The 13,140-nt window shown below is 36.6% G+C and carries 13 protein-coding genes and 1 tRNA gene; 13 read left to right on the forward strand and 1 reads right to left on the reverse strand.

Translation table 11 applies throughout. The features are described from left to right. Positions 1 to 4 precede the first annotated feature (4 nt). Both RI845_RS09355 and RI845_RS09360 read left to right on the forward strand, forming a co-directional pair. Positions 5 to 1,186, forward strand: a complete 1,182-nt coding sequence (locus RI845_RS09355; RefSeq protein WP_348389471.1) for a M14 family metallopeptidase — start codon at positions 5 to 7, stop codon at positions 1,184 to 1,186. A gap of 15 nt (positions 1,187 to 1,201) precedes the next feature. Further along, positions 1,202 to 2,782, forward strand: coding sequence for an N-acyl-D-amino-acid deacylase family protein (locus RI845_RS09360; protein ID WP_348389472.1), 1,581 nt, complete (start codon positions 1,202 to 1,204; stop codon positions 2,780 to 2,782). A 130-nt stretch (positions 2,783 to 2,912) separates the two neighbouring features. On the opposite strand, the gene RI845_RS09365 is transcribed toward RI845_RS09360, so the two are convergent. Next, entirely contained in the window at positions 2,913 to 3,077 is a 165-nt protein-coding gene (locus RI845_RS09365) for a hypothetical protein (protein ID WP_348389473.1), read from the reverse strand. A 368-nt stretch (positions 3,078 to 3,445) separates the two neighbouring features. Between RI845_RS09365 and RI845_RS09370 the strand changes: the two genes are divergently transcribed. The 11 genes from RI845_RS09370 (at position 3,446) to RI845_RS09420 (ending at position 12,946) form a co-directional block, all read left to right on the forward strand. Further along, positions 3,446 to 4,234 (forward strand): putative hydro-lyase, encoded by a 789-nt coding sequence (locus RI845_RS09370; RefSeq protein WP_348389474.1) that lies wholly within the window; start codon positions 3,446 to 3,448, stop codon positions 4,232 to 4,234. Between the two features lie 18 nt (positions 4,235 to 4,252). Then, entirely contained in the window at positions 4,253 to 4,987 is a 735-nt protein-coding gene (locus tag RI845_RS09375; RefSeq protein ID WP_348389475.1) for a 5-oxoprolinase subunit PxpA, read from the forward strand. Beyond that, positions 4,984 to 5,661, forward strand: coding sequence for a 5-oxoprolinase subunit PxpB (gene pxpB, locus RI845_RS09380; RefSeq protein WP_348389476.1), 678 nt, complete (start codon positions 4,984 to 4,986; stop codon positions 5,659 to 5,661). Before RI845_RS09375 ends, pxpB begins: the two co-directional genes overlap by 4 nt. Continuing rightward, a complete protein-coding gene (locus RI845_RS09385) occupies positions 5,658 to 6,617 on the forward strand; it encodes a 5-oxoprolinase subunit C family protein (protein WP_348389477.1) in 960 nt (319 codons plus the stop codon). The genes pxpB and RI845_RS09385 overlap by 4 nt, the downstream gene beginning before the upstream one ends. 20 nt (positions 6,618 to 6,637) lie before the next feature. Continuing rightward, on the forward strand, positions 6,638 to 7,498 hold the full coding sequence (locus tag RI845_RS09390) for a glutamate cyclase domain-containing protein (protein ID WP_348389478.1): 861 nt from the start codon (positions 6,638 to 6,640) through the stop codon (positions 7,496 to 7,498). 14 nt (positions 7,499 to 7,512) lie between these two features. Continuing rightward, complete coding sequence (locus RI845_RS09395; RefSeq protein WP_348389479.1) at positions 7,513 to 8,370, forward strand: aminotransferase class IV; 858 nt, start codon at positions 7,513 to 7,515, stop codon at positions 8,368 to 8,370. Next, positions 8,370 to 9,476, forward strand: coding sequence for an alanine racemase (gene alr / locus RI845_RS09400; RefSeq protein WP_348389480.1), 1,107 nt, complete (start codon positions 8,370 to 8,372; stop codon positions 9,474 to 9,476). The genes RI845_RS09395 and alr overlap by 1 nt, the downstream gene beginning before the upstream one ends. A gap of 197 nt (positions 9,477 to 9,673) precedes the next feature. Beyond that, positions 9,674 to 9,764, forward strand: a tRNA-Ser gene (locus RI845_RS09405). Between the two features lie 394 nt (positions 9,765 to 10,158). Next, positions 10,159 to 11,343: a tetratricopeptide repeat protein gene (locus tag RI845_RS09410; protein ID WP_348389481.1), complete on the forward strand. Its 1,185-nt coding sequence runs from the start codon at positions 10,159 to 10,161 to the stop codon at positions 11,341 to 11,343. Further along, positions 11,343 to 12,278, forward strand: coding sequence for a M28 family peptidase (locus RI845_RS09415; protein ID WP_348385937.1), 936 nt, complete (start codon positions 11,343 to 11,345; stop codon positions 12,276 to 12,278). The genes RI845_RS09410 and RI845_RS09415 overlap by 1 nt, the downstream gene beginning before the upstream one ends. A 104-nt stretch (positions 12,279 to 12,382) precedes the next feature. Beyond that, a complete protein-coding gene (locus RI845_RS09420) occupies positions 12,383 to 12,946 on the forward strand; it encodes a phosphoribosyltransferase (RefSeq protein WP_348385938.1) in 564 nt (187 codons plus the stop codon). Positions 12,947 to 13,140 lie beyond the last annotated feature (194 nt).

Below are 13,140 nucleotides of genomic sequence, written 5' to 3' on the forward strand. Positions count from 1 at the left end.
AATTATGAAAAATTTATTATTTACTTGCTCATTATTATTTTCAACTGCATTACTTTTCTCATGCACATCAAGTAACAGTGATAATGCGCAAGCGTGTAATACTGGCAATGTTACATTAACCACTAACTTTGCGACCGGTCGAATGGATAGCTGTAAACGAATTGCTGAAAACGAGTACTTTATAACTTTAAAACCAGAAATAAATAAAGCCAAAACGCCGATCAACTCTAGTCCTTGGTATGCATTTAAAGTTCAAGCAAAACAACCTGCATCGATCAAAGTTACTATGGTTGTTAAAGGTGATGAACATAGGTATCCGCCTAAAATCAGTAAAAATGGTAAAACTTGGCAATTACAACCCTACAAATTAAATGGTCAACGCTTGGTTATGAATATAGAAGCATCAAATGAAGCTATATATATTGCTGGTCAGGAAATTATTAACAACGAATACTATGATGATTGGGCTCAGCAACTATTAGAGCAATCATCAATTAGTTATGACTTACTGGGTGAGTCTACTCAAGGTCGACCAATTTATAAAATAGAAAGTAAAGGCAGTAGTAATGAATGGCTAGTCATTTTAGGCCGTCAACATCCGCCCGAAATAACAGGCGCATTGGCTCTTTTCCCCTTCGTTGAAACGCTACTTTCGAACAGTGATTTAGCATCTTCATTTCGTGAAAAATATAATATATTAGTTATTCCTAATATTAATCCAGATGGCGTACAAGCCGGTAATTGGCGTCATAATGCCAATGGTTATGATTTAAATCGTGACTGGAATGATTTTAATCAAGTTGAAACTCGTCAAATAAATGCCTATTTAGAACAGCTGGTAGAGAATAACCAAAAAATCAAATTTGCCGTCGATTTTCATTCCACTAGAAGTAATGTGTTTTATACAATGCCGGTTGATTATGGTGTTGAAAATGCTTACTTTGTACGTCATTGGTTAGGTGACTTAGACAAAAAAATGCCAGATGTAGAAGTGGTATTAAAACCTGGTAACAATCCTGATTTGGGTGTTTCAAAACAATATTTTTCAGATAAATTTGGTGTACATGCCATTACTTATGAAATGGGTGATAACACCGATAGACAAGAGATTATAGATATAGCCATTAATGCCTCTAATCTATTAATGAGTAATATGTTGTCTGACAAAGACCATAATAAACAGTAGGGTAAAAAACTTTATATGAAAAATTTTAACCGAAGTCCGATATTTCTAGCCGTTAGTTTAACTTTGTTGTCTTCGTGTTCTCCTGAGAATGTTGATACCAACAATGTTGCTGATATCGATTTACTGATCACCAATGGGACTGTTTATACGGGTGATAAATTACACCCTCAAAACTTGGATATTGCAGTATGTAAGCAAGTGATTTGTGGTTTATATCCGTCAGGTAATGTAAAGGTTGATGCAACAAAAGTCATTGATGCTAAGGGAAAAATAGTTAGTCCAGGCTTTATTGACCCTCATACACATAGTCTTGAAGAGTTACGTAGTAAAGATAAGAATCATAACTTAAATTATTTAACCCAAGGCGTAACCACTGTTGTTAATGGTAACGATGGTGAAGGACCTGTTGATATTGCTGGAACAGCCAAGTTACTTGAAAATAATGGTATAGGCACTAATGTTGCGTTGTTTGTTGGACATGGCAGTGTTCGTCAACAAGTAATGGGACGAGAGCAACGCTTTGCTACAGATGCAGAACTGACAGAAATGTCCGCATTAGTAGAACAAGCTATGAAAGATGGCGCTGTTGGTTTATCGAGTGGTTTATATTACGTTCCTGGCAGTTATGCTAATACAGAAGAAGTAATCACACTGGCAAAAGTCGCCAGCAAATATAAAGGGATTTATGACACTCATATGCGTGATGAAAGTACCTTCAATATTGGTTTTTTATCTTCTTTGGATGAAGCTATTGAAGTGGCAGAAAAGGCAAGCATTCATTTGCACTTAGCTCATATTAAAGCCTTGGGCGTAGATGTTTGGGGGCAAAGTGAACAGGCCATTGCTAAAATTGAATTAGCACAACAAAACGGCATCAGTATCACTGCCGATCAATATCCGTGGCTTGCATCAGGTACCAAATTACATAGTGCAGTAATGCCCAAGTGGGTCATGGCAGACTCAAAGTCTGCTTTTCATCAACGACTCAATGATCCTGAATTGGCAGAACAGCTTTATCGAGAAATTAAAGAAAACATTAGGCGTAGAGGTGGTCCTACATCGTTACTTGTAACAGCCTTTAAAGATCAGCATTTAGTAGGTTTGAATTTACAACAAATTGCCGAACAGCGTAATTTAACTGCAGAGCTAACGGCAATGCAATTAGTTCAAGAAGGTGATGTACGAGTAGCTTCATTCAATATGTCGCCAAAAGATGTTGAACGCTTTATGGTTAAACCTTGGGTAGTAACTTCTTCTGATGGTACAAACGGTCACCCGCGCAAGTTTGCCAGCTTTCCACAAAAATTTAATGAATATGTACGTAACAAAAAATTACTTACTGTAGGTGAGTTTATTTCCAGAAGCTCGACAAAAACAGCAAAGATTTTAGGTTTACATAAACGAGGTTCATTACAACAGGGCTTTACTGCAGATATTATTATTTTTGATGGTGATAAATATTCACCTCAAGCGAGCTTTGCTAAATGGAATGTATATTCTAAAGGTGTTGATACCGTTATTATTAATGGTGATGTAGTTATTGAGAATGAACAATATTTAAACAAATTGTCCGGTAAGTTTATCTCGAATAAATAGGCTTAAATACATATAAATTGGTTGAAGATGTTTTGCATCTTCAATTAGTTTTAAAAGGAATAGGTGTTTTTCATATGACAGGGGAAAATAAAATGTGGCTAAATCCTTTTAACCACCAGGGAAGAGGGGGTTAGTTATATCCAAGTACAAAAGCTTCGCAGGACCCTTCCAGTTGTTCATAGAGTTTCGTCTGTAACTTTTGTTTCATAAATTTGTCATCAATCACTTTTGGGGAATAGTATTTATTCAATAAGTCTAAAATTGAATCGTTATCTTCATTTTTAACTTCGTTCATGACTTCACCTTATTTGCTCTAATATAGGGATTTGGATTAACATTATTTCTACATTTAGATTAAAACATTTTAACAACTAAGAACATTCGAAAGAGTTTTCAATGCTATAGATAAAGGTTATGGCTGTTAAATTGCTCTATAAAGTCAACGTTTTATATGCGCGATTAGAAAGGTAGTAGTTAAAAATAAAGAAATTGATATATCAAATCCTTCATTTTCTATTTCAAACGCTGATAATATTTCCATATCATACAAATTTTCATTCAAATGACTATAATAAACTACCTTTCGCCTAGACTATGAATATTCTGTAAAGCAATATAGAGTAATAGTACTAATAGTCATCATTTAAAAAGTGTCCATATATCATGAGTACAAACTTTAGCCCGGTTCAGTTAAGACAAAAAATCAGAAATGGCGAGCATAATTCTAACACTTCCGGATATTGCCATGGCTTTGTGCAATGTAATTTAGTGATGCTGCCAAAAGATTGGGCGGCAGATTTTTTAAAGTTTTGTCAATTGAATCAGAAACCTTGCCCATTGATTAGTGTTTCTGAAAACCCAGGTGATACACATTTACCTGATGTAGCAACAGATTTAGATTTAAGAACTGATATACCGAGCTATCGAATTTTCAAAGATGGTGTGATGACAGAAGAGGTATCCGATATAACACCGTATTGGCGCGATGATCTTGTTACCTTTGCTTTAGGTTGTTCATTTTCGTTTGAAGAAAGTCTTATTGCTGATGGCTTGGATGTAAGAAATATAAGCGAACAAGTAAATGTACCTATGTATCGAACAAATATTGAGTGCAAACCAGCCGGGCCATTCAAAGGCAATATGGTAGTCAGTATGCGCCCATTTAATCCAAGTGATGCAATAAGAGCAATACAGATATGTACAAGGTTCCCTTCAGTTCATGGTGCGCCTGTTCATTTTGGCGATCCTAGTATGATAGGCATAGATGATATTAATTCTACAGACTACGGTGATCCAGTAACAATAAAACCAGGTGAACAACCGGTATTTTGGGCTTGTGGTGTAACACCGCAAGTAGCATTAGAACAAGCTAAACCACCATTTTGTATCACTCATAGCCCAGGCTGTATGTTAGTAACCGATTTACCTAACAGTAAATTAGCTGTTTTATAATTATATAAAGGAATATTCATGTCGTTGTTATTAAATTGTGATTTAGGTGAAAGTTACGGCTCTTGGACTATGGGACTGGATGCCGCAGTAATGCCGTTTATTGACCAAGCAAATATCGCCTGTGGATTCCACGCTGGTGACCCTTTAGTAATGCAAAATACGTTGGCGTTAGCAAAAAAACACGATGTAATGGTTGGTGCTCATCCCGGCTATCCAGACCTAGTGGGTTTTGGACGTCGCTCAATGAACTGCTCAAAACCTGAAATTATTGCTTTTATGCATTATCAAATGTCGGCAATATGGGGTATGGCTAAAGCCCAAAATTTATCGTTAGATTATGTTAAACCACACGGTGCTTTGTATAACGATATGATGGCCAATATTGATGTTCGCTGTGCAATTATGCAAGCAATTGCAGAGTTTCCATACCCGATCACCTTAATGTTACAAGCAACTCCTGCCTATAAAGTTCATCAAAAAGAGGCTGAACAGCTTGGCATTAAATTATGGTTCGAAGCGTTTGCAGATCGTTGTTACGACGACGATGGAAAATTATTGTCCCGCACTCAGGTTGGCGCCGTACACAACAAAGAAAAAATGATCGCCCAGGTAGAGCAACTATGTGCTCACGGAACAGTAACAACAGTAAGTGGTAATTCATTGGCTATTCATGCGGATACATTGTGTGTTCATGGTGACAACATGGAAGGCATAAATGCTATTCAAGAAGTTAGAGAGCGGATATCTAAATGAATATAGAGATCGCGGGTGAAAATTCGTTAATCATTTATTTTTCTGAACATGCATCACCACAAGTATCTGCGCAAGTACAGAAATCATCAAGACTACTGCAAAATGTTCTTGCTGATGTATTAGTAGATGTTGTTCCTTCATACGCATCGTTACTGATCATTTATGATCCGCTGTTAACGGATAACTTTTATGTGCTATCCACCATTAATAGAACATTATCTGACAGCTCAACTGCGATCGTAGAAACAGGTAAAGTCGTTACGTTACCTGTTTATTATTCAACAGAATCTGGTGCTGATCTAGAGCGTATTGCTCTGCATTCAAAATTAAGCGTAGATGAAGTCATAGATATACATCAACAATCAGAGTATCGAGTATATGCCATCGGTTTTGCACCTGGTTTCGCCTATTTAGGTGAGGTGGATGCTCGCATTGCAATGCCAAGACTTGCCACGCCCCGTTTAAAAGTTCCACTCGGTGCAGTAGCTATTGCAGACAGACAAACTGCTGTGTACCCCGCAGAATCACCTGGCGGATGGAATATTATAGGCCTTTGTCCGCAGCGAATGTTTGACCCGAAAGCAACACCAACCATGCCTGTAGAAGTCGGAGATACAGTAAAGTTTAAAGCGGTTAGTCGCAGTAAATTTATTGCTTTAGGTGGTGTGATATGAGTGAATCGAACGCACTAGGCTTTAAAGTGTTAAAGCCAGGAATGCTTACCCTTATTCAAGATTTAGGACGCTTCGGTTGTCATAATATCGGCCTGACAACCGGAGGCCCGTTAGATCCAAATGCTTTTAATTGGGCAAACAAATTATGCTCAAACTCAAGCAATACCAGTTGCTTAGAAGTGACTGTTGGCGGCTTAGAGTTAGAAGTACAACTTGATACAACTTTTTGCGTCACAGGTGCTAAATTACCTCTAACGGTAAATGGTAAAAGCAAACCACAATGGCAATCTTTATCTGTTTATAAAGGTGACATTATAAAGTTAGGTTTTGCCTGTGAAGGAATGAGAGCATACTTGACTGTATCGGGTGGTTTTAATATAAAGCCAACCTTTGACAGTGTCAGTACAGTGGTTAGAGAAGGTATTGGTGGAGTAGATGGTGACAAAGTATTGCAAGGGCAGATTCTACCTTTTTCAGCGAGTAATACTGCTCATCACAACAGGCTTGTTAAGACGCCATCTTATAAGAAAGACGTAACATTGAGAGTCTTACTTGGGTATCAACATAACGCATTTACCGAATTGCAAAAACGGGTGTTTTTTTCAAGTAAATATACAGTATCAGAAAGTTGCGACAGAATGGGATATAGACTTAAAGGTGCTAAAACAAAACCTTCGATTGATGGAATTTTATCAGAAGGAATTTGTTTAGGAGCAATTCAAGTGCCTGCAGATGGTCAACCCATTGTACTGATGAATGATAGACAAACTATAGGCGGCTACCCAAAAATTGGTTCGGTTTTATCATTAGATTTAGCTAAGTTGGCACAATGCGGGCCAGGTGCAACGGTCACTTTTGAGCCTGTTTCAATTGAAGAAGCACACAACATCCTACATTTAGAAAAAGCAGTAATAGAGCTAAACCCAATTGAGCCTATTGAGCTTCTATTACATTAAGTATTTAAAAGAGATTAATTTTGACTGATTTAAGCCTATCGCTAGAAAGAGATATTGAGTTAAGTAAGCATATTGAAGATTTACTTGTCGCTCGAAACCCTCGTGGTATGAAGGATGTCCAAACGGCACTAACGCCTGGATATTATTTTCGCGCAGCCCAAACTTTACAAGGTTTAACTGGTACAATTTTGATCGGAACCGGATTTCCTGTAACGGATACATTTGAAACAGATGGACCAGTAGGTGCCATTGCTTTATATAATGCTCTTGAAGAATTGGGAGCACATCCCATTTTAGTCGGTGGAGAGTCGTTTTTAAGTTTAACTGAAAATGAATTTCGTGTGCATAAACTGATAGAAGGTGATCTCAGTAATGCCAAACAAGAAGCGATCAAAACTTTAGCTGATTTAAATCCCCAAGCTGTTATATCCATTGAACGACCTGGCCTTTCTGAGCAAGGTGGCTATTTTAATATGCGAGGTGAGGACATAAGTACGTATTGTGCTTGTTTTGATCATTATTTGAATGAAGCTAAATGTTCGACAATAGCCATTGGCGACGGTGGTAATGAAATTGGTATGGGCAATATTAAACAAGCTATTTCAAGTTTAGATATTACGCCATCAGTTACAACATGTGATGAGCTGTTAATAGCCGATGTTTCTAATTGGGGGGCTTATGGGATCCTTGCGTTATTAGGAATGTGGGCAAATGTTGACTTGCTTGCAAAGGTCGACCCTATTGCAATATTAGAGTATATCTCTGAACGGGGTAGTGTCGATGGCGTTACCCGAGAAAACAATTTAACCGAAGACAGTTTCCCTCCTGCTTATGGACATGAAATCATTTCAAATTTGCGAAAATTAACAAAATTTATTTAAGATTAGAGAGTAGTATGAGTATTGTATTTTTAAACGATTCTTTTATGCCGATGGATCAGGCAAAAATTTCCCCAATGGATCGTGGTTTTTTATTTGGTGACGGTATTTATGAAGTAATCCCAACATACAATGGAAAAATGGTTGGTTTTGCTCCTCACATAGCCCGCATGCAAGAAGGGTTAGGGCTTATCGGTATTAACCTTGGTTGGACCGAAGCAAAATGGCGTGACGTTGTTGAAACATTGATCGAAAAAAATGACGGCGGTAACTTAGGTGTCTATTTGCATGTAAGTCGTGGTGCTGATGTTAAGCGCTCACATGCTTATCCTGAGAACGTAACACCTACAGTATATGCTTTCGCGTTTGAAATTCCGCCGGCCAATGTTGCCGATAAATCAGTGACCAAAACCTATAAAGTTAACTCAACAGAAGACTTACGTTGGAAACGTTGTCATATTAAATCGACAGCTTTACTAGGTAATGTCATGCACTATCAACAAGGCTTTGCTGAGGGTTGTAATGAAACCTTATTATTCAATGCAAATAATGAGTTAACTGAAGCAAGTGCTTGTAATGTCTATGTCATTAAAGATGGAGTCATTGCAACTCCGCCATTAGATAATCAAATTCTGCCTGGTATCACTCGTTTAATTTTATTAGACCTGCTTGCAAAAGAAAGCTCATTGAAAGTTGAAGAACGTCCAGTTACTATGGAAGAAGTTGAAAATGCTGATGAAATTTGGCTAACCAGTTCAAGTAAAGAAGTAGCTCCTGTTATAGAATTTAACGGTAAAGCTGTTGGTAATGGTGAAATTGGCGATGTTTGGTTAATCGCCCAGTCGATTTTTAGTTCAGGAAAATATAATTACTAATGTCACGTCCTACTAAAGCGTTAATAAGCAAAAAAGCTCTGTGTCACAACTATCAAGTAGCACAAGAATTAGCGCCTAATTCAAATAACCTCGCCGTGGTAAAAGCTAATGCTTACGGCCATGGCGCCGTTGTTGTCGCGTCTATATTAGAAGCGTTAGTTCCTGCTTTTGGTGTCGCTTGTATTGAAGAAGCATTAGAGCTAAGAGCAGGTGGGATACAGAAACCCGTACTGTTATTAGAAGGTATTTTTAGTAGTGATGAAGTTGAATTAGCCGCCAATAACAACTTTTGGATTATGGTGGATAATTCACAACAAGCAGAATGGGTATTGAACGCGAACATTTCAAAACCTGTTAAAGTTTGGCTTAAAGTGGACACTGGCATGCACCGTTTAGGTGTACAGCCTAAGTTTGTGAATGAGATATATTTAGCATTAAGAGCGAGTGACAATGTTAATAATGACATTGTACTAACGACTCATTTTTCCAGTGCTGACGAACATGGCAGTGGTGAAACAGCAAATCAAATGGCGATTTTTGATAAAACGAAAGCATCCCTTCAAGACTGTTTAGATCAAGCTGACAACATTCCTTGCAGTTTAGCTAACTCAGCAGGATTACTTGCTCACCCTAAATCCCATTTAGACTGGAATCGTATAGGTTTTATGCTTTATGGTAATTCACCTCTTGAAAGAGAGAACGAGGCTTCAAAACGTTTAATTCCAGTGATGACACTTAAGTCAGCAATAATATCTATAAGAGAGATATCTGCAGGTCAATCTGTTGGCTACAATCAGACCTGGACAGCATCAAGAACAACTAAGATTGCAACCGTTGCTATCGGTTATGGGGATGGTTATCCTAGAAGTGCGAAGTCTGGTACACCTACCTTGATTAATGGTCAAATAGCACCATTGGCCGGCCGAGTATCTATGGATATGATCACTATTGATGTGACAGATATTACAGATGTTAAGTTAGGCGACAAAGTTATTTTGTGGGGACCTGAGCTTCCCGTTAATGAAGTAGCAAAGTGTTCTTTCACGATTGGCTATGAAGCGTTAACTCGTATGCCAAAAAGAACACCAAGTGTGCTAGTAGATTAGTAATTAATACAAGTTTATTTATCTGAGTACGCTCAATTCTTTTAGGCTGCTTTTACTTCCATTTTTTGGAGTTTTTTATTTTTTGTACAGAGTTCGATGTTTTTTTCTGCAAACAGTCAAGTTTTCTTAAAATAATTCAAAATATTTAGATTTAGGTCTTTACAAGTGCGCCATCAATCTTTAATATTCGCGTCATTGGTGAGATGGCTGAGTGGTCGAAAGCACCGGTCTTGAAAACCGGCATGGGTTTGTAGCCCATCTAGAGTTCAAATCTCTATCTCACCGCCATATTAGGATAAAACCCCGTACTTTGTACGGGGTTTTTTCGTTTAACCCATTTGGGTTTGTATCGCAAAGCCAACCCAAGAGTTCAAACAAATGTATGGAACATTTTTTCACGAACTCGATCGTCCATAGGGTAAATTATAGGGAAGTAATTTATACAATCCCTATCTCCAGGTTTTAATCACATCCTTGTGAAAACCACATAACTTCATCCTTGAAGTTAACCGCCATATTTAAATAACATTTCTTAAGTTTGCATCCACTCCATACTAATCAACTGAAATCCCTATTAATTGTAATATAGTATTTCTAATCAATGGATTTTCTGTCATTTTTTATATCTTTGGTTATGCTTAAATTATCAGCAAATATTTGTTTTTGTTCACTCGAGGGCAGTATGAAGATAAGTACGAAACAGTTCACCTTATTTTTTACAATCAGTTTGTGTTTGTTATTAAGTGGTTGTTCGAGTAACCAAGCTACTCCTCATGTTGTCGATGTTGATACAAGTGATTTATTATACGATGAAGCATTTCCTGAACATTCAACGTTTACCATAGAAACAGAGAAACAAATTTACGCCTTAGACGATGAAATGTATGACTTTGTTCATAGTCATTTAATGCAAAAAGATGATCCCTTCATTCGAGCTAAACTTTTATTAACTAAGCTGTTCTATCGCTCGCCTGAAAAATTACAATATCTAAGCGGTGCAAATCTAACGGCACAGCAAGCATTTCATCAAAATACCGCTAATTGTTTGTCATTAACCATTTTGGCCTATGCCTTAGCAAGAGAATCAAATTTAGACATCAAATTTCAAGAAGTTATTATCCCTGAATATTGGATCCGAGAGGGCAGCTATAACATGTTGACAGGGCATGTTAACTTAAAAGTTGTTGGTGATGCCAAAACCCAATATAAGATTGTCTGGGGAAGAAATGAAACCACAATAGACTTTGATCCATATGCAGTAAAAAAACATTTCCCTAAAAATATCATATCTAAGAATCGCGTAACCGCGATGTATTACAACAACAAAGGTGCTCAAGCGTTAGTAGATGATGAGTTATCTTTAGCCTATGCTTATTTTAAAGCCTCAATAATACAAGAGCATGATTTCAGTCCTGTCTGGGGTAATCTAGGGCTTCTATATAAAAAGGTAGGGTTAACTGATTACGCAGAACAAGCATATTTGGCGTCAGTAAAATTTAATAATAAAAATTATAATGCCTGGAATAATCTGGCTATTTTAGTAACCGAGCAAGAGAAGTACGAGGAAGCCACGAAAATTTATAGTTACATACATAAAGCGCGTATGAAGAACCCTTATTATCACGCATTGTTAGGTGAAGAGGCATTTTACAATGGTGATTATAAACTCTCGATTAATCATTATAAAAAAGCTAAAACGATGTCTGATAGAGAGCATGAATTTTATTTTGGTTTAGCAAGGTCATACTATAAATTAGGTGACTATAAACAGTCTGAATATTATTTATTGAAAGCCAAACGTTATGCTAATTTCAAAGACTTAGAAGATAAATATCAAAGCAAACTCAATTTGCTTTCAAAATTATAATGTTTAGAGGACGTAGTTTACTGATTGTTGGTGTTGTTTGTTATTTATATAGTGTAAATGGGCATGGTTTTAACGATAATAATAAACAATTAATCAATCATTTAGAACAGCTTTCTTCCTCGCGTTTTTCTGGTCGAGAGCCTGGCACCGTTGGGCATACTTTAGCGTCTAATTATATTGCTCAACATCTTATATCTACATCTCCTTTAACGAATTCAATCACAGAGGTATTTACCTATAAATATGGGTTTAATAATAAACAGGGCACTAATCACCTTTTTATTAAAACCGGGAGCCTATATGAAAGAAAATATATTGTCATTACAGCTCATTACGATCATCTTGGAAAAAAATCGGGAAAAATTTACCATGGTGCAGATGATAATGCTTCTGGTGTAGCAGCATTGCTCACCTTAAAGTCTTGGTTGAGTTCAACAGATACAAACTATTCTATAGTACTATTAGCTACTGATGCCGAAGAGGAGGGCTTATATGGAGCGAAGGCATTTTTATCAGCTTCAACAGTCAAAAAGTCAGATATTATTTTTAATATAAACTTAGATATGATCTCATATGGCACAAAGCAGCAGAATTTATATATTGTCGGTACTCGCAAAAGGCCTGAACTTAAAACTTTAGTAGAAAAAGTAAATCAAACCGCAGAGGTAAACTTTACCTATAAAAGTCGACTTAAAGATAACTCGATATCATCAGTTAAGTCTTATATTAATTTACACAAAGCCAGCGACCATTATGAGTTTCATAAAAGCGATATACCTTATTTGTTTGTCACCGGTGAAAATCATAAAAACTACCATTCTACTAATGATACGTTTGAAAATATTAATATGAGTTTTTATTCAGAAGCATTTGAAAGCATTAAAAACCTTATTTTAGCTGTTGATCAAGATTTATCTCAAAAAAATAAAATTTGAATCTCAAAATTTACCCTTTTACGTTATAATCAACTTTTGTTTATTTCACTATCATTTGATTGCCTTATAACAGTCAAATTGATCAATCCATGGGAATTAATAATATGGATAAAAAGTTCATTACCGCACAAGAGCTTCTAGAGGACTCTTTTCGTGTCGCACATAAAGTATATAAAGATGGTTTTAAACCACAGTTTATTATTGGTATCTGGCGTGGTGGTGCACCAATTGGTATTGCTGTACAAGAGTATTTTGATTATAAGGAAATAGAAACGGATCATATTGCTGTTCGTACTTCTTCTTATTATGGAATCAATCAACAATCAAAAGAAATTAAAGTACATGGCTTACATTATCTTATTGAAAATGCCAATGCTGACGACTCATTGTTAATTGTTGATGACGTATTTGATTCAGGTCGAAGTGTTGCAGCATTAATTGATAAAATTAAAGAGCAAATGCGTTTAAATACACCAAAAGATATTCGAGTTGCATGCCCATGGTACAAACCACAAAACTCTAAAGTAGATATAGTACCAGACTACTATGTTCACTCTTCTGATGAATGGCTAGTGTTCCCTCATGAATTATCAGGCTTGTCAAAAGAAGAGATTATCGCTGGCAAACAAGATTTAACAAACATTCATGATATATTATTTGATGAATAATAAATTTTGAAACATGGAAGAAGGGCACATTAGTACTCTTTTTTTTACTTCAGGGACGAAGGAATGCCAATTAAACATGGATGTTTATAAGATTGGCTCACTTCAGGGATGAAGTAATGCAAATCACTAGGGACGGTATTAGATTTGTAGCATGGAAGTGCTTATCCTTCCGTGCCAAGGATGGCGACAAGGGA

Origin of the sequence: Thalassotalea nanhaiensis (assembly GCF_031583575.1) — a bacterium.
Taxonomy (GTDB): Bacteria; Pseudomonadota; Gammaproteobacteria; order Enterobacterales; family Alteromonadaceae; genus Thalassotalea_A; species Thalassotalea_A nanhaiensis.